Raw genomic sequence first — 15,992 nt, 5'->3', positions numbered from 1 at the left:
AGGGGGGCAGAGAAAAATAGTTGCCCCCCGAAAGGGCTCAGCGCTGCTGCTGATCAGGTAAGAAAGCGGTCAACAGGCCAATAAGTGGCAGCCAGGCACAGATTTGATACACCCATTCGATACTGGTGTGGTCGGCTACTACGCCCAGGACCGCCGCGCCGAGGCCGCCCATGCCAAAAGCAAAACCGAAAAACAGCCCGGAAACCATACCGATACGCCCCGGCAGCAGCTCCTGGGCATAGACCAGAATGGCGGAAAACGCCGAGGCAAGGATCAGACCAATAATGACGCTCAGCACGCTGGTCCACATCAGGCTGGCGTGCGGTAACAGCAGGGTAAACGGCGCCACGCCGAGAATCGATCCCCAGATGACATATTTGCGCCCGATTTTATCGCCTATCGGCCCACCGATAATGGTGCCGGTGGCGACCGCGCCGAGAAAGGCAAACAGATGGAACTGCGAGGCCTGCACGGACAGCCCGAATTTGTGCATCAGATAGAAGGTGTAATAGCTGCTCAGGCTGGTGAGATAAAAGTACTTGGAGAATATCAGCAGCAGCAGAATGCCGATGGCCAGCGCCACTTTATTGCGCGGCAGGGGGTTACGCGGCCTGCTGGCAGCGCTGGCCTGCGTGGCGCGCTGCTGGTGGCTGTACCAGCGGCTCACCTGCAGCAGCACAATGATGCCGAGCAGCGCGGCCAGCATGAACCAGCTGAGATGGCCTTTGCCATAGGGCGCGACGATGATGGCGGCCAGCAGCGGCCCGAGTGCGCTGCCAAAGTTACCACCGACCTGAAACAGCGACTGAGCCAGCCCGTGGCGGCCGCCGGAGGCCATACGCGCCACGCGCGACGATTCCGGATGGAACACCGATGAGCCGCAGCCAACCAGCGCTGCGGCCAGCAGCACCTGCGGATAAGTGCTGGCGAAGGTCAGCAGCACCAGACCGAACAGGGTAAACCCCATCCCGACCGGCAGTGACCAGGGTTTCGGATATTTGTCGGTGTAATAGCCAATCAGCGGTTGTAATAATGAGGCCGTAACCTGGTACGTCAGCGTAATCAAACCAATTTGCACAAAGCTGAGGCTGAAATCTTTCTGCAGCAGCGGATAGATCGCCAGTAACAGCGATTGCAGCATATCGTTCAGCAGATGCGCGAGACTGATGGCACCAAGAATGCCAAAAGCGGTACGCCCGGTGCGCCGCGTCGGGGTTAACGTCTTTTCACTTGCCATAAAGATCCTGAAGGGGTGGGAATTTCGTTATCAGATTGTTACGTCATGCATGACTGTATTCGCCTTTGGCCTTGAGTTAAAGGGCGAACTGTGCGACACAGAAGGGCGAAAAAGCACATCAGGCGCACCGCCCGGTAAAAAACGCAGAATAAGGAGATCGGCTTTGTTGTTATCACCGCACAGAGGGCGCTGGCTGGCGCTGATTATGCTGCTGTTGCCGCTGCTGGCGCAGGCGTGGCAGCCGGACCGCAGCTATCGCTTCAGCATTTTGCACACCAACGATCATCACGGCCATTTCTGGGCCAACGCGCAGGGCGAATATGGTCTGGCCGCGCAAAAAACGCTGATGGATCAGCAGCGGTATGATGTACAGGCCAAAGGCGGCGGCGCGCTAATTCTGTCGGCGGGCGACGTCAACACCGGCGTGCCGGAATCGGATGTGCTGAACGCCGAGCCGGACATTCGCGGCATGAACCTTATCGGCTATGACGCGATGGCGCTCGGTAACCACGAATTCGACAAACCGCTCAGCGTGCTGCAAAAGCAGCAGAAATGGGCGAAGTTTCCGTTTCTTGCCGCCAACATTTATGCCAAAGGCAGCGATAAGCGCCTGTTTAAGCCGTGGGCGATATTCAATCGTATGGGACTGAAAATTGCGGTGATCGGCCTGACCACCACTGATACGCTGCGCATCGCCAATCCGCAGAACGTGGCGCAGATAGAGATTCGCGATCCGGTGAAAGAGACGGAAAAAGCGGTGGCGGAACTGCGCGCCAGCGACAAGCCGGATGTAATTATCGCGCTGACGCACATGGGCCACTACGACGACGGGCAGCATGGCAGCAACGCACCGGGCGATGTGGAGCTGGCGCGCAGCCTGCCGCCGGGCACGGTTAACGTGATCGTCGGCGGCCATTCGCACGATGCAGTGTGCATGGCAAAAGAGAACGTCAGCGTGGCGGATTATCAGCCCGGACAGCCGTGCCAGCCGGATCGCCAGAACGGCGTGTGGATCGTGCAGGCAAAAGAGTGGGGGAAATTTGTCGGTCGCGGCGATTTCACCTTCCGCAACGGTGAGCTGACGCTGGATAACTATCAGCTGATTCCGGTCAACCTTAAGCACAAGGTAAAGAACCTTGATGGCAGCGAAACCTGGCTGCCGTATCAGGAAGCGATAGCGCAGAACGGCGCAATGATGAAGCTGCTGACGCCGTATCAGCTGCGCGCCGGCAAACAGCTGGCGGTCAACGTGGGTCGCAGCGACAGCGTGTTTGATGGCGACCGCAGCAAGGTGCGCTTTGAACAAATGCCACTGGCTCAGCTGATCCTGCGCGCGCAGATGGCGGCTACTCAGGCCGACTTTGCCGTTATCAGCGGCGGCGGTATTCGCACCTCGCTGGCGCAAGGCGAGATCAGCTGGCGCGATCTGTTGCAGATCCAGCCGTTTGGCAATCAGGTGGTGTCCGTGACGCTGACGGGCAAAGAGCTGCTGAACTACCTGGCGACGGTGGCGAATATCAAAGCCGATTCCGGCGGTTTCGCGCAGTTCAGCAACATCAGCCTGGTGGCCGATGGCAAAAGTGTTAGCGCAGTGAAAATCAATGGCGAGCCGCTGCAGCTGGATAAAACCTATCGCATGACCACCAACAGCTTTAACGCCAGCGGCGGCGACGGCTACCCGGTGATTGATGGCCATGCTGGTTTCCGCAACAGCGGCCTGCGTGATGCCGAGGTGCTGCGCAGCTATGTCAGTCAGCACTCACCGCTGCGCGTCGCCGATTATGCGCCACCGCAGATTGTGCATCTGACACCGCAGCAGGTTGAGGAGCGCGACAAAGCGCTGGAGAAGCAAAAGAAGCGCAGCTATCCGCAGATGATCCTGGCGTGGATCTGGCCGCGCGCGGCGCACGAGTGACAACACGGGCGGCACTTCAGCCGCCCGTGGTTTTTCAGGCGCGGCAGGATTTCTGGCTCACCCAGCGCTGGCGCAGCTTATCCCATGCCCAGTTGTAAGCCATGGTGTAGGGCAGAAAGAACAGAAAGAACGCCACTTCCAGCAGGAAAGCCTCCAGCAGCGAAATGTGCAACATCCACGCGGCAATCGGCAGGCCAATAAGGATAAAGCCGCCCTCAAAGCCGAGCGCATGCAGCGCGCGCAGGCCGAGACCGCGCTGGCGCTGCGGCGGACAGAGACGGTCAAAACCGCTGTTATAAATGATGTTCCACAGCATGGCGACGGTCGACAGCATAATCGCCAGCGCGCCCATCTGAAACAGCGGTTTATCCATGGCCCAGGCGGCCAGCGGCGCAACCGTGACGATCGCTAACCCTTCAAAGCCTGCGGCATGACAAAAACGTTCTTTCAGTGAACGGGTACGCATATAAACCTCCTTTTGAGTAACGCCACGCATTTTCTCACTGCACAATGCTAAGATAAAATGATTACCTATCGATAAAAGCGATGGTTCAGCATGAAGTACTCACCAGAATCCCTTGAGGCATTTGTCCAGACCGTCGCCAGCGGCTCGTTTTCTGCAGCGGCGCGTGCGCTGGCAAAAAGTCAGTCCACCATCAGTAGCGCGGTGGCCAATCTCGAAGATGACTTAGGCTTTGCGCTGTTTGATCGCAGCGGTCGCCAGCCGGTGCTGACCGCTCAGGGCCAGCGCGCGCTGGCGCAGGTGCAGCAAATTCTTGCTGCCAGCCAGCGGCTGGATGAACTGGCGGTGCGGCTGTCGCAGGGCGTTGAGCCGCGCCTCAGCCTGGCCATTTCCGACTTCTGGCAGGCCGATCACCATGAAAATCTGCTGACGCGCTTTGAGGCACGCTATCCGGATATCGAGTTTGAATGCATGATTGCGGAAGATGAGGATGTGCTGGATTTACTGCAGGCCGGGCGCGTACATCTTGGCGTGGTGCGCGCGCAGCCGCGTTTGCCGCCGGATCTGGCGGTGGCGCGACTGCAGGTTGAAGCGCAAATGGCGATTTTCCTGCATCAGGATCACCCGCTGGCAGCCCGTTCGCAGGTGAGCGAGGCACAGCTGGGCGAATTGCGTCAGCTGCGGCTCAATACCTGGGTGGAAACCCGCCAGCCGTTGCCGGCGGGCCGCACCTGGTCGGCCCCAACCTATCTTTTATTGCTGGAGATGGCGGAGCAGGGGTTTGGCTGGAGCGTACTGCCGCGCTGGCTGGTGCAGCAGTTTGGTCATCAGGTCTTGCGCGAGCTGCCGGTGCCGGGCTGGCCGCAGCACATCGCGGTGGATGTCATCTGGTCGCGGCGCAATCCGCCGGGCCCGGCCGGCCGCTGGATGATCGACCAGCTGTGCGCGCAGCAGCCTGATTAATCGCGGCGCGCCACGTCAGCCAGCGTGGCATCCAGCAGCCTTGCCAGATCCTGCGCGGCCAGTTCGATATCCAGCCCGCGCTTGCCGCCGGAAATAAAGATGGTCGGGAATTCGCTGGCCTGCTGATCGATCACCGTCGGCAGCCGCTTTTTCTGCCCCAGCGGACTGATGCCACCCACCAGATAGCCGGTGACGCGCTGCGCCAGTTGCGGATCGGCCATGTCGGCTTTTTTTGCCCCCAGCGCTTTGGCGACTTTTTTCAAATCCAGCTGTGAAGAGACCGGCGTCACCGCCACTGCCAGCGCTTTGCCATCACCGTTAAGCGCCACCAGCAGGGTTTTAAACACCTGGCGCGCATCCAGGTTGAGCTTGCGCACCGCCTCGTCACCGAAGTGGGTTTCATGGCTGTCATGCTCGTAGGGATGCAGGGTAAAAGCGACCTGTTGTTTTTCCAGCAGTTTTACGGCGGGTGTCATAATCAATCCTTGCTACGAAAATTCTTATCTCGGTTTGCGTGAAAGTACTGGCGAAAATCTGAACTTTGCGCGAAAATTGGCCGGCGCCAGTCACCCTGGCGATAACCAAAATCATAAACAAATTCCTCTTTGACGGGCCGATAGCAATATTGGCCTTCTTTTTTTATGCCTTCAGCAGCTGCGGCAAATTGTCTTCGCCGTACAGATGCAGTGCACCGACCGCCACCACATAGCGCCCGCGCGGCAACCCCAGCAGCAGCTCGCGCCAGTGCTGATTACGGTTGCGCATCAGAGTATCGTTCAGTTCACTACTGAACGTAGTCGGCAGCGCCACCGGCTGACTGGCGGGCGGCGCATCCAGCCACCAGCTGATCATGGTTTGCAGCAGTCGCGCGTTGGTGTGCCAGTGTTCCAGCGTATCCAGCAGCAGCGCCAGGCCATCCTGCGGTAGTGATTTCAGCAACGCGATCTGCGTTTCCGGCCCTTCCAGCTCAATAATGCGTTTTCCTGCCGCCTGCGCTGCCTGCAGCAGCTGATAGTCAATACCGTACTGCGGTCGCAGCCCCAGCCGCTGCGCCTGCTGCGCCTGCAGCATCAGCGCAATTTGCCAGAACGGCAGGCTATCAAACAGCGCGATGTTCAGTGACAGCTCATCGCACAGCGCCGTCAGCTGTTGCAGCGTCTCTGGCGTCAGCCGCGTTGCCAGCGGCGGATACGCTTCACCCTCACTAAACGGTGAACTGCCGCGGGTAATATCCGCTTCCACCACCAGCGCATCGGCTTTTTGCAGCTGGCGCAGCAAGCCGGCCGGCAGCGGTTGCATATCGCGCGTGCCCATATGAATACTGCCAGCCAGATGCAGACGGCGGTCTCCGAGTCTGATATCCATGGCGGGCCAGCTGTAGCTGGCGGGGAACAGGCTGCTGGCCAGCTGTTGCAGGCGGTGCCACACACTGCGTCTCATGCCGTGTCCTTTTTAAGTCAAAAATCCATGCTAGCGATTTCGCTCAGCGAAAGACAGGGCAGAGGTTGCTATTGCCGCTGCGCCGGTTTAAAGCGCAGCAAACGGTTAGCATTGCTCACCACGGTGATCGACGACAGCGCCATGGCGGCACCGGCGACGATGGGGCTGAGCAGCACGCCGGTAAACGGATAGAGCACGCCGGCAGCAATCGGAATGCCCAGGCTGTTATAGACAAAGGCACCCAGCAGATTCTGCCGCATATTGCGCAGCGTGGCGTTGGCCATCGCCAGCGCGTCGGCCACGCAGTGCAGATCGTTGCGCATCAGCGCCATCGCCGCGGTTTCAACCGCCACATCGCTGCCGTCGCCCATGGCGATCCCCACATCCGCCTGCGCCAGCGCCGGAGCGTCGTTGATGCCGTCGCCCACCATCACCACGCTGCGCCCCTGCTGTTGCAGCTGCGCAATCGCCTGCGCTTTACCGTCCGGCAGCACGCCAGCGATCACCTCATCAATGCCTGCTTCGGCAGCGATGGCTTCGGCAGTAGTCTGATGGTCACCGGTCAGCATGATCAGACGGTAGCCCAGCTGATGCAGCCGCTGTTGCGCCGCACGGCTCTCCGGACGCAGCTGGTCGCGCAGGGCGATCAGGCCCAGCAGTTGCTGTTGATCCGCCAGCAGCACCGGCGTGGCGCCCTGCGCAGCGAGTCGCGCGATATCCTGCTGTGCGGCGCGCAGGTCGATGTGCTGCTCTTCCAGCAGCGCCGCATTGCCCAGCAGCAGCGTTCTGTCAGCGACAGTAGCACTCACGCCTTTGCCGCGTATTGTACGAAATTGCGCAACGCGGGCGTCACTGACGGCCGGTGCGGCGGCGACGATGGCCTTCGCCAGCGGATGCCCCGATCCCAGCTCCAGCTGGGCGGCGGCCTGCAATACCTGCTGACGATCCCAGTCGCTGTACAGCAGCACCTCGCTGACCTGCGGCGTTCCCCGGGTCAGGGTGCCGGTTTTATCAAACACAATGGTGTCAACTTTACTGGCCCGCTGCAGCGCATCGGCATCGCGCACCAGCACGCCCAGCTCCGCGGCGCGGCCGACGCCCGCGATCACCGACATCGGCGTGGCTAAGCCCAGCGCACACGGACAGGCGATAATCAGCACCGTGGTGACAATCACCAGCGTATAGGCCAGCTGCGGCTGCGGCCCGATAAAATACCAGACCGCTCCGCTGAGCAGGGCAATCGCCACCACCACCGGCACAAACACCGCCGAGATGCGATCGGCCAGCCGGCCCATTTCCGGCTTGCTGCTCTGCGCCTGACGCACCAGATTGATGATACGGGCCAGCGTGGTATGGCTGCCGGTGGCGCGGGCGGTGAACTGTAGCGATCCGTCCTGCACCAGCGTCCCGGCATAAATCTTATCGCCAGGACGGCGCGACTGCGGCAGCGCTTCGCCGGTGAGCATTGCTTCGTCAAGCCAGGCTTCGCCGCGGCTGACTTCGCCGTCCACCGGTACGCGATCGCCGGTGACCAGTTTGAGCGTCATGCCCGGTGTGATTTCGCTCAGCGGCAGCGGCTTTTCCCCTTCGGCAGTGATCACGCAGGCCTGCGCCGGGGTTAAATCCAGCAGCCGCTCCAGCGCCTGTGAGGCGCGCTGGCGCGCGCGCTGTTCCAGCGCATGGCCGAGGTTAATCAGGCCGATGATCATCACGCTGGCTTCAAAATAAAGGTGGCGCGCCTGCGGCGGGAAAAATGCCGGCCACAGCGCGACGCTCATTGAGTAGATCCAGGCCGCACCAGTACCGAGCGCCACCAGCGTGTCCATGGTGGCGGTAGCATGACGCAGGCTGCGCCACGCGCTGCGATAGAAGTGGCCGCCGGCAAGCGCCATCACCGCCAGCGTGACGGCACCGAGCACGCGCCAGAGCGTCTGATTGCTGTCGTTTAGCATCATGTGATCACCGAGCATGCCCCAGACCATCATCGGCACGCCGACGATCAGCGCCAGCGCCGCCTGCCAGCTAAAGCGGCGCATCGCCTGCTGTGCGCTGACCTGCTGGCGCTCGCGCCGGGTTTGTTCATCTTCGATCACTTCCGCAGAATAACCTGCCTCGTCTACGGCGCTGACCAGCGCTGAGGGTACGGCATCGCCCAGCACCAGCGCGCTGCGCTCACCCAGATTGACGCGCGCCTGGCTCACGCCGGGCACTTTCTGTAACGCCTGCTCGACGCGACTGACACAGCTGGCGCAGCTCATCCCGCCTATCAGCAGATGGTGCACCGCAAGATTCTCTTCTGCCGGCTGCGACTCCGTTGTCAGCGCCTCCGGCTGCGGCTCCTGAGCTGGCAACGGATCAGGCTTTGGGCTGGACGCCTCATTTTTCAGCGTGGCGTGATAACCAGCCTGCTCAACAGTGGCAATCAGATCGCTGGCGCTGGCTGCGCCGGTGACGCGCGCTTCCTGCTGCGTTACCTCGGCCTGTTCCACATCGCTGCGCTGCTCCAGCGCCTCTTTAACGCGTTTAACACAGTGGCCACAGGACAAGCCGTCCAGAGCCAGTAATTGTGTGTGTGACATCATCAACTCCTCGTTTATCAGGTTTGACTCGCTGCAAGGTTTGCATTAGTTATAAAGCCTAAACCTTCCATTCAGGGGAAGGTCAAGGGGCAGAGATGAACATTAGCGATGTAGCAAAAAAAACCGGGCTGACCAGCAAAGCGATTCGTTTTTACGAACAGAAAGGGGTGGTTACGCCGCCGTTACGCAGTGACAACGGCTATCGCAGTTATGGCGCGCACCACCTGGATGAGCTCAATTTTCTGCGCCAGGCGCGGCAGGTGGGCTTCACGCTCGAGGAGTGTCGCGAACTGGTCGCGCTGTTTAATAACCCGGCGCGCCACAGTGCCGATGTTAAAGCGCGCACCCTGCAGAAGGCGGATGAGATCGCGGCGCATATTGAAGAGCTGCACGCGATGCGCGCGCGTCTGCTGGAACTGGCTGCAGCCTGCCCGGGCGATGACGGTGCCGAATGTCCCATCATCAATCACCTGGCGGGCTGCGGTAATCAGGAGGGCGGCAAACGCGGCTGAATCAGCAGCGTGATGCCTGACACGCCGGTCACGATCACCGGCGTGCCCGCCGGCAAATCTTCCTGCGCCTGCACGCGCCAGCTGCTGTCACCAATGCGCACATGACCGACGCCGTCTTTTAGCGCGCTGTCTAACGTCAGGTGCTGGCCAATCAGCTGGCTGCCGCGCTGATTGAGCGTATTGGGCTGCTGCGCACTTTCGCGAAAGCGCATCCAGCGATACCAAAGAAATACGCACAGCAGCGTCAGAGTGGCGAACAGCATGCCCTGGCTGGTCCACGAGAACGGAAACAGCCACTCAATGATCCCGACCAGCACCGCCGCCACGCCGCTCCACAGCAGGTAACCGCTGGTGCCGAGCATCTCCGCAGCCAGCAGTAAACCGCCCAGCGTGAGCCAGAACCAGTGCGGATGCGCAATCAGCTCCATCAGCATCACGGTTTGCGCTCCTGACGACTCTCTTTCAGTAGCTCGCTGATACCGGCCACCGAGCCGAGCAGGCTGCTGGCGTCGAGCGGCATCATCACCACTTTGCTGTTATTCGCTTCGCCAATTTTTTGCAGGGCATCGGTGTATTTCTGCGCCACAAAGTAGTTAATCGCCTGGATATCCCCGGCAGAGATGGCTTCTGACACCATCCGCGTGGCGTTGGCCTCGGCTTCGGCCTGACGCTCGCGCGCTTCCGCCTGCAAAAAGGCGGAGGTACGTTCGCCTTCCGCTTTAAGGATTTGCGACTGCTTATCGCCCTCGGCGCGCAGGATGGCCGCCTGGCGTACGCCTTCGGCGGCGAGGATATCGGCGCGTTTGGTACGCTCAGCCTTCATCTGCGCGTTCATGGCCGCTATCAGTTCCTGCGGCGGGCGCACGTCGCGGATTTCAATACGGGTGATTTTTACCCCCCACGGATTGGTCGCTTCATCAACAATGTGCAGCAGGCGGGTATTAATGTTATCGCGCTGCGACAGCATCTCATCCAGCTCCATACCACCGAGCACGGTGCGGATATTGGTCATGGTGAGGTTGATGATGGCCAGCTCAAGATTGCTGACTTCATAAGCGGCGCGCGCCGAATCTACCACCTGAATAAAGCACACTGCATCGATGGTGACGTTGGCGTTATCTTTGGAGATGATCTCCTGCGAGGGAATATCGAGAACCTGCTCCATCATATTGATCCGGCGACCAATACGATCCATGAACGGCACGACTAAATTCAGGCCGGGCGGCAACGTTTTGGTGTAGCGGCCAAAGCGCTCCACCGTCCACTGGTAGCCCTGTGGCACAATTTTGACACCGGCCCACACGGTAACCAGCGCGAGCACGATGATGACGGGAATCACTGTTAACATATAACCTCCTGGCTGTCAGATTGTCGGGCCGAGTCGCTTCGGCCCGTTTACCGCGCGGTACCGGTCAGTACAGCAGCGAGTAGAGCTGGCGACGATAGCGCGAGGCGAGGGCATCGCCGGTGCCGAGGGCCGCCAGAATCTCCTGGAACATTTTGCGCACTTCGCCGTCACCGGCGCTGAGATCGCGCTTCAGAAAACCTAACAACAGCTCCAGCGCTTCTTCATTGCGGCCCACCTGATGCAGCTGTAACGCAAGTTTAGCAGCCAGACCGGCATTGTCCGGTTCGCTTGCCATCTGCTCCTGCAGCTGCTGGATCTCCGGCGTGTCGGCGGCCTGTTTCAGCAGGTCGATTTGCGAAATCAGGCTCTGATAGCGCGTATCCTGATCCTGCAATGGCACCACAGCCAGCACCGCTTCGGCTTCTTCGCTGCGGTTCAGGGTAATCAGGACTTCTGCCAGCAGAAAACCGATTTCACTGTTCTGATTGCTCAGCTGCCAGGCGTCTTTCAGCAGCGGTAGCGCATCCAGCGGCTTGCCTTCCTGCATCAGCTGCATCGCCTGCTGCGCCTTTAACTCCTCTTCACGCGGCAGGACTTTCTCCAGCAGCGCGCGAATCGCCTCTTCCGGCTGCGGGCCCTGGAAGCCGTCGACCGGCTGGCCGTTCTGGAACAGGTAGACGGTCGGCAGAGAGCGCAGACCAAACTGCGATGCCACCAGCTGCTCTTTATCGCAATCCAGCTTCGCCAGAATAAACTGGCCGGCGTACTCCTGTGCCAGACGCTCCAGCACCGGCGTCAGCTGCTGGCAGTGCTGGCTGCGCTCCGACCAGAAGTAGAACAGTACCGGCAGCTGCATCGATTGCTCCAGCGTCTGCTGCAGGTTGGATTCGTTGATGTCGATAATCAAAGCGTGTGACATGAATACGTCTCTTGGCAGAAAGTGTGTTGAGGATATGGGGGCAAACGCCCCGGCTTCAAGTTCAATTCCGGCTTGCAGTTTAGTTACTGCGTAAAATGCGATCCAGCATCCAGCCCGGCAGCAATCGTTTGAGCAGACTCATCGCCCAGGCGACCAGCGTCACCGGATAGCGCAGGCGCGGATGTTTACTCTCCAGCGCATGCCGCAGTTTCGGCAGAATCGCCTCCGGTGGCAGGCTAAAGCGCGCGGCGATACCGGGGTTGCGCACGGGCTTGTCGCGTTCGCCCTGCTGCACGTTTTCGGTAAACCGGGTGGTAATCGGGCCTGGCTCAATCAGGCTGACGCGCACGCCGCTGTGGCGCACTTCCATGCGCAGCGCATCGCTCCACGCCTCCAGCGCCCATTTACTGGCGGCATAAGCGCCGCGGCCCGGCGTGGAAATCAGGCCGAGCACCGAGCTGGTGTTGATAATCCGCCCGTCGCTGCTATTTTGCAGCGCCGGCAACAGGCGCAGCGTCAGCTGGTGGGTGCCGAAAAAGTTGGTGGAGAATTGCTGCTCCAGCTGCTGACGCGACACGCTGGTCAGCGGACCGTACTGGCCGAAGCCGCCGTTATTGAACAGCCCGTGCAGGCAGTGATCGGTGAGGGCCAGCACGCGATCGGCGGCGGCATCCACGCTGGCCGGATCGTCAAGATCCAGCAGGATGCCGGTGAAGCCGAGCTCATCCATGCGCGCCACATCGTCGGCGCGGCGACAGGCGGCCAGCACGCGATAGCCGCGCGCCAGCAGATCGTTGGCCGCCACCAGACCGATGCCGCTGGAGCAGCCGGTAATTAATACAGACTTTTGCATATCTTTACCTGTCATTGGGCTCGTCGCGGCGTTAATCATGCTTAACTAGCGGAGCCAGTTGCTCAGCCATCAGGTTGGCGATGAACGGCTGCGCATCCGGATTGGGGTGAATACCGTCCTGCTGCATCCACTCCGGCTTCAGATAAACCTGCTCCATAAAGAACGGTACCAGCGGAATATGATACTGCTGCGCGAGGCGCGGATAGAGCGCGCTGAACGCGTCGGTGTAGCGTCGGCCATAATTAGCCGGCAGACGAATTTGCATCAGCAGCGGCTGGGCGTTAGCGGCTTTGACCTGATCGATAATTTTACTCAGATCCTGCGCGATGTTTTGCGGCGGGAAGCCGCGCAGCCCATCGTTACCGCCCAATTCGATTAACACCCACTGCGGCTGATGCTGTTTTAATAGGCCCGGCAACCGCGCCAGCCCCTGACCGGCGGTATCACCGCTGATGCTGGCGTTAACCACTTTGGGCTGCTGTTGCCAGGTTTTGTCGAGCAGGCTCGGCCAGGCGGCGGTGGCGGACATGCGATAGCCGGCACTCAGGCTATCGCCGAGAATCAGCAGGGTATCGGCGGCGGCGATGCGCGACACCAGCAGCAGCAATAACAACAGGAAGGAATAATGCCAGCGGAAAACATTGTTGCAGTTCATCATCTTACTAAGTCCGTCGGTCAGGGAGAGCATCAGCTGACCATCCTTACCGGAGTTGAGCTGGTTGTCAAACCAGCCGAGACGCTGGCGCTGATCGGCGAGTCGGGATCCGGGAAATCCACCCTGCTGGGGATTCTCGCCGGACTGGATGATGGCAGCAGCGGCGAAGTGCATCTGCTGGGCCAGCCGCTGCACCAGATGAACGAAGAGCAGCGCGCCGCGTTACGTGCGCGTGAGGTCGGTTTTGTGTTTCAGTCCTTTATGCTGGTGCCCACGCTCAACGCGCTGGAGAACGTCCAGCTTCCGGCACTGCTGCGCGGAGACAGCGATCGCGACAGTCGCGCGCAGGCCACTGAATTACTGACGCAGCTCGGACTAAAAGATCGTCTGAACCATCTGCCGGCCCAGCTCTCCGGCGGCGAACAGCAGCGCGTGGCGCTGGCACGCGCCTTCAGCGGCCGTCCCGGCCTGCTGTTTGCCGATGAGCCGACCGGTAACCTCGATCGCAAAACCGGCGATCGCATCGCCGATCTGCTGTTTTCGCTCAACCGCGATTTTGCCACCACGCTGATTCTGGTGACGCACGATGAGCAGCTGGCGGCACGCTGCGATCGTCGCCTGCGACTGCGCGACGGCAAGCTGTGGGAGGAAGCATGATCTGGCGCTGGTTCTGGCGCGAGTGGCGTTCGCCCTCGCTGCTGATTGTCTGGCTGGCGCTGACGCTGGCAGTGGCCTGCGTGCTGGCGCTGGGCTCCATTAGCGATCGCATGGAGAAAGGGCTGAGCCAGCAGAGCCGTGACTTTATGGCCGGCGACCGCACGCTGCGCAGCAGTAAACCGGCACCGGATGCGTGGCTGGACAAAGCGCGCGAAGAGGGGCTGGCGGTCAGCCGGCAGCTCAGCTTTATGACCATGACCTTTGCGCAGGAGACGCCGCAGCTGGCCGATGTCAAAGCGGTCGATGATGCGTACCCGATGTTCGGCACCCTGCAGACGGATCCGCCCGGCCTGCGTCCGGTGGCCGGAACGGTGCTGGCCGCACCGCGTCTGCTGGCGCTGCTTAACCTTAAGGTCGGTGACCGCATTGACGTGGGCGATACCACGCTGCGCATTGCCGGCGAAGTGATTCAGGAGCCGGACGGCGGATTTAATCCGTTTCAGACGGCGCCACGTTTGCTGATGAACCTTGCTGACGTGGAGAAAACCGGCGCCATCCAGCCCGGTAGCCGGCTGAGCTGGCGCTATAAGTTCTCCGGCGAGGCGGCACCGCTGGCGCGCTATGATCGCTGGATTCAGCCGCAATTGCAGGCCGGCGAGCGCTGGATCAGCGTGGAGAATTCCGAGGATGCGCTGGGCCGCTCAATGCAGCGTGCGCAGCAGTTCCTGTTGCTCTCGGCGCTGTTAACCCTGCTGCTGGCGATTGCCGCAGTGGCGGTCGCCATGAGTCATTACTGCCGCAGCCGTTACGATCTGGTGGCGGTGCTGAAAACGCTGGGCGCCACGCGTAAATCGCTGCAGCGGCTGATTATCGGTCAGTGGCTGGCCGTGCTGCTGCTGGCGGCCATCGCCGGCAGTGCGCTGGGGCAGGGCATTGAAGTCGCGCTGCTGATAATGCTTAAACCGGTGCTGCCCGCCGCTTTACCGGCTGCCAGCGTCTGGCCGTGGCTGTGGGCGATTGGCGCGCTGGTGGTGATCTCGCTGCTGGTCGGGTTGCGTCCGTACCGTCTGCTGATGGCCACACAGCCGCTGCGCGTGCTGCGTCGTGATGCGGTAGCCACGCTATGGCCGCTGCGTATTTATCTGCCGGTGATGGCGCTGGTGGTGGTAGCGCTCCTTGCGCTGCTGATGGGCGGCAGCAAAATGCTGTGGGCGCTGCTGGCTGGCGTGGTGATGCTGGCACTGCTGCTGGCGCTGCTCGGCTGGGGCACGCTCCTGCTGCTGCGCAGACTGGTGGTGCGTAATCTGGCGCTGCGCCTGGCGATCAACCGTCTGCTGCGTCAGCCAGCCATGACGCTCAGCCAGCTGGCGGCATTTTCGCTCTCTTTTATGCTGCTGGCGTTATTGCTGGTGCTGCGCGGCGATCTGCTCGATCGCTGGCAGCAGCAATTACCGGCGGATGCGCCCAACTATTTTCTGCTCAATCTGACCCAGCAGCAGGTGCCGCAGGTAGACGAGTTCCTGCGGCAGCATCAGGTTAACGCCGGTACCTTCTATCCGATCGTGCGGGCAAGGCTCACTGAGCTGAACGGCAAGCCGGCCGATCCCAACCTGGATAACGCGCTGAATCGCGAGCTTAATCTGACGTGGCAGGCGGAGCGTCCGGATCACAATCCGCTGGTGGCCGGCAGCTGGCCGCCGAAAGCCGGTGAAGTCTCGATGGAGGTCGAGCTGGCCGATCGTCTGGGCGTCAGGCTCGGCGACAGGCTGACATTTAGCGGCGATACGCAGCAGTTCAGTGCGACCATCACCAGTCTGCGCAAGGTCGACTGGGAGAGCCTGCGGCCAAACTTCTTCTTTATCTTCCCGCCGGGCGCGCTCGATCAGCAGCCACAAACCTGGCTGACCAGCTTCCGCATGGCGAACGATCCCGCGCTGCTGGCGCAGCTTAACCGCGCGTTCCCGACGCTGAGCCTGCTGGATGTCGGCAGCATGCTGAAGCAGATTGGACAGGTGCTGGCGCAGGTGAGCCAGGCGCTGGAGATCATGGTGATTCTGGTGACGGTTTGCGGTGTGTTGCTGCTGCTGGCGCAGATCCAGGTCGGCATGCGCCAGCGCCGGCAGGAGCTGGTGGTGTATCGCACGCTCGGTGCCAGCCAGCGCCTGCTGCGCGGCACGCTGTGGTGTGAGTTTGCGCTGCTTGGCGTGGTCGCGGGAATCGCGGCGGCGCTGGGGGCGGAAGCGGCACTGTGGGGACTTCAGCGTAAGATTTTTGATTTCCCGTGGCAGCCGGACTGGACGCTGTGGCTGGCGCTGCCGCTGTGCGGCGCGGTGCTGCTGTCGCTGTGCGGCGGCTGGCTGGGTGTCCGCTTACTGAAGGGGAAAGCGCTGTTCAGGCGGTTTGACGCTGCCTGATGCCCTCACCCCGGCCCTCTCCCACGGGAGAGGGAGC

15 protein-coding genes are annotated in these 15,992 nt (G+C 61.1%); 5 read left to right on the top strand and 10 right to left on the bottom strand.

What is annotated here, in order from left to right:
• Nucleotides 1-37: 37 nt before the first annotated feature.
• Complete coding sequence (locus tag E7738_RS09205; protein WP_262256351.1) at nt 38-1,237, bottom strand: MFS transporter; 1,200 nt, start codon at nt 1,235-1,237, stop codon at nt 38-40.
• Nucleotides 1,238-1,400: 163 nt separating this feature from the next.
• On the opposite strand from E7738_RS09205, the gene ushA reads away from it, so the two are divergent.
• Entirely contained in the window at nt 1,401-3,152 is a 1,752-nt protein-coding gene (gene ushA, locus E7738_RS09200) for a bifunctional UDP-sugar hydrolase/5'-nucleotidase UshA (protein ID WP_262256350.1), read from the top strand.
• 34 nt (nt 3,153-3,186) lie between these two features.
• On the opposite strand, the gene E7738_RS09195 is transcribed toward ushA, so the two are convergent.
• A complete protein-coding gene (locus tag E7738_RS09195) occupies nt 3,187-3,618 on the bottom strand; it encodes a multidrug/biocide efflux PACE transporter (RefSeq protein WP_058769406.1) in 432 nt (143 codons plus the stop codon).
• 90 nt (nt 3,619-3,708) lie between these two features.
• On the opposite strand from E7738_RS09195, the gene E7738_RS09190 reads away from it, so the two are divergent.
• Nucleotides 3,709-4,578: a LysR family transcriptional regulator gene (locus E7738_RS09190; RefSeq protein WP_021508646.1), complete on the top strand. Its 870-nt coding sequence runs from the start codon at nt 3,709-3,711 to the stop codon at nt 4,576-4,578.
• Here E7738_RS09190 and ybaK read toward each other — a convergent pair.
• The 3 genes from ybaK to copA form a co-directional block, all read right to left on the bottom strand.
• Nucleotides 4,575-5,054, bottom strand: coding sequence for a Cys-tRNA(Pro)/Cys-tRNA(Cys) deacylase YbaK (gene ybaK / locus E7738_RS09185; protein WP_021508645.1), 480 nt, complete (start codon nt 5,052-5,054; stop codon nt 4,575-4,577). The genes E7738_RS09190 and ybaK overlap by 4 nt on opposite strands.
• 163 nt (nt 5,055-5,217) lie before the next feature.
• Entirely contained in the window at nt 5,218-6,018 is an 801-nt protein-coding gene (locus tag E7738_RS09180) for a TraB/GumN family protein (protein ID WP_215800311.1), read from the bottom strand.
• Between the two features lie 68 nt (nt 6,019-6,086).
• Nucleotides 6,087-8,597, bottom strand: a complete 2,511-nt coding sequence (gene copA / locus E7738_RS09175; protein ID WP_394516338.1) for a copper-exporting P-type ATPase CopA — start codon at nt 8,595-8,597, stop codon at nt 6,087-6,089.
• 95 nt (nt 8,598-8,692) lie between these two features.
• Here copA and cueR point away from each other — a divergent pair, with 95 nt between their 5' ends.
• Nucleotides 8,693-9,109 (top strand): Cu(I)-responsive transcriptional regulator, encoded by a 417-nt coding sequence (gene cueR, locus E7738_RS09170; RefSeq protein ID WP_058775250.1) that lies wholly within the window; start codon nt 8,693-8,695, stop codon nt 9,107-9,109.
• On the opposite strand, the gene E7738_RS09165 is transcribed toward cueR, so the two are convergent.
• The 5 genes from E7738_RS09165 to tesA all read right to left on the bottom strand — a co-directional run bounded on the left by E7738_RS09165 (nt 9,085) and on the right by tesA (nt 12,887).
• Nucleotides 9,085-9,543 (bottom strand): NfeD family protein, encoded by a 459-nt coding sequence (locus E7738_RS09165; protein ID WP_058775251.1) that lies wholly within the window; start codon nt 9,541-9,543, stop codon nt 9,085-9,087. The genes cueR and E7738_RS09165 overlap by 25 nt on opposite strands.
• Nucleotides 9,543-10,457, bottom strand: coding sequence for an SPFH domain-containing protein (locus tag E7738_RS09160; protein WP_021508640.1), 915 nt, complete (start codon nt 10,455-10,457; stop codon nt 9,543-9,545). The genes E7738_RS09165 and E7738_RS09160 overlap by 1 nt, the downstream gene beginning before the upstream one ends.
• A gap of 64 nt (nt 10,458-10,521) precedes the next feature.
• Complete coding sequence (locus E7738_RS09155; protein ID WP_021508639.1) at nt 10,522-11,376, bottom strand: thioredoxin family protein; 855 nt, start codon at nt 11,374-11,376, stop codon at nt 10,522-10,524.
• 79 nt (nt 11,377-11,455) lie between these two features.
• Nucleotides 11,456-12,229: an SDR family oxidoreductase gene (locus E7738_RS09150; protein ID WP_132466477.1), complete on the bottom strand. Its 774-nt coding sequence runs from the start codon at nt 12,227-12,229 to the stop codon at nt 11,456-11,458.
• A gap of 31 nt (nt 12,230-12,260) precedes the next feature.
• The gene (gene tesA, locus E7738_RS09145) at nt 12,261-12,887 is read right to left on the bottom strand and encodes a multifunctional acyl-CoA thioesterase I/protease I/lysophospholipase L1 (protein ID WP_021508637.1); all 627 of its coding nucleotides are present in this window, start codon (nt 12,885-12,887) and stop codon (nt 12,261-12,263) included.
• Here tesA and ybbA point away from each other — a divergent pair.
• Together ybbA and ybbP are read left to right on the top strand one after the other, a co-directional pair.
• The gene (ybbA, locus tag E7738_RS09140) at nt 12,855-13,541 is read left to right on the top strand and encodes a putative ABC transporter ATP-binding protein YbbA (protein ID WP_132466483.1); all 687 of its coding nucleotides are present in this window, start codon (nt 12,855-12,857) and stop codon (nt 13,539-13,541) included. The genes tesA and ybbA overlap by 33 nt on opposite strands.
• On the top strand, nt 13,538-15,955 hold the full coding sequence (gene ybbP / locus E7738_RS09135) for a putative ABC transporter permease subunit YbbP (protein ID WP_262256348.1): 2,418 nt from the start codon (nt 13,538-13,540) through the stop codon (nt 15,953-15,955). Before ybbA ends, ybbP begins: the two co-directional genes overlap by 4 nt.
• Nucleotides 15,956-15,992 lie beyond the last annotated feature (37 nt).

This window comes from Pantoea sp. SGAir0430, assembly GCF_043549295.1.
Note: the sequence above shows the minus strand (reverse complement) of the source record. Positions and strands in the feature narration are given on the sequence as shown.

What these genes read in the sequence shown, in the direction of transcription:
- E7738_RS09205 (WP_262256351.1), bottom strand. Translation starts at nt 1,237, where the DNA reads ATGGCAAGTGAAAAGACGTTAACCCCGACGCGGCGCACCGGGCGTACC.
- E7738_RS09195 (WP_058769406.1), bottom strand. Translation starts at nt 3,618, where the DNA reads ATGCGTACCCGTTCACTGAAAGAACGTTTTTGTCATGCCGCAGGCTTT.
- E7738_RS09190 (WP_021508646.1), top strand. Translation starts at nt 3,709, where the DNA reads ATGAAGTACTCACCAGAATCCCTTGAGGCATTTGTCCAGACCGTCGCC.
- ybaK (WP_021508645.1), bottom strand. Translation starts at nt 5,054, where the DNA reads ATGACACCCGCCGTAAAACTGCTGGAAAAACAACAGGTCGCTTTTACC.
- E7738_RS09180 (WP_215800311.1), bottom strand. Translation starts at nt 6,018, where the DNA reads ATGAGACGCAGTGTGTGGCACCGCCTGCAACAGCTGGCCAGCAGCCTG.
- copA (WP_394516338.1), bottom strand. Translation starts at nt 8,597, where the DNA reads ATGTCACACACACAATTACTGGCTCTGGACGGCTTGTCCTGTGGCCAC.
- cueR (WP_058775250.1), top strand. Translation starts at nt 8,693, where the DNA reads ATGAACATTAGCGATGTAGCAAAAAAAACCGGGCTGACCAGCAAAGCG.
- E7738_RS09165 (WP_058775251.1), bottom strand. Translation starts at nt 9,543, where the DNA reads ATGCTGATGGAGCTGATTGCGCATCCGCACTGGTTCTGGCTCACGCTG.
- E7738_RS09160 (WP_021508640.1), bottom strand. Translation starts at nt 10,457, where the DNA reads ATGTTAACAGTGATTCCCGTCATCATCGTGCTCGCGCTGGTTACCGTG.
- E7738_RS09155 (WP_021508639.1), bottom strand. Translation starts at nt 11,376, where the DNA reads ATGTCACACGCTTTGATTATCGACATCAACGAATCCAACCTGCAGCAG.
- E7738_RS09150 (WP_132466477.1), bottom strand. Translation starts at nt 12,229, where the DNA reads ATGCAAAAGTCTGTATTAATTACCGGCTGCTCCAGCGGCATCGGTCTG.
- ybbA (WP_132466483.1), top strand. Translation starts at nt 12,855, where the DNA reads ATGCCAGCGGAAAACATTGTTGCAGTTCATCATCTTACTAAGTCCGTC.
- tesA (WP_021508637.1), bottom strand. Translation starts at nt 12,887, where the DNA reads ATGATGAACTGCAACAATGTTTTCCGCTGGCATTATTCCTTCCTGTTG.
- ybbP (WP_262256348.1), top strand. Translation starts at nt 13,538, where the DNA reads ATGATCTGGCGCTGGTTCTGGCGCGAGTGGCGTTCGCCCTCGCTGCTG.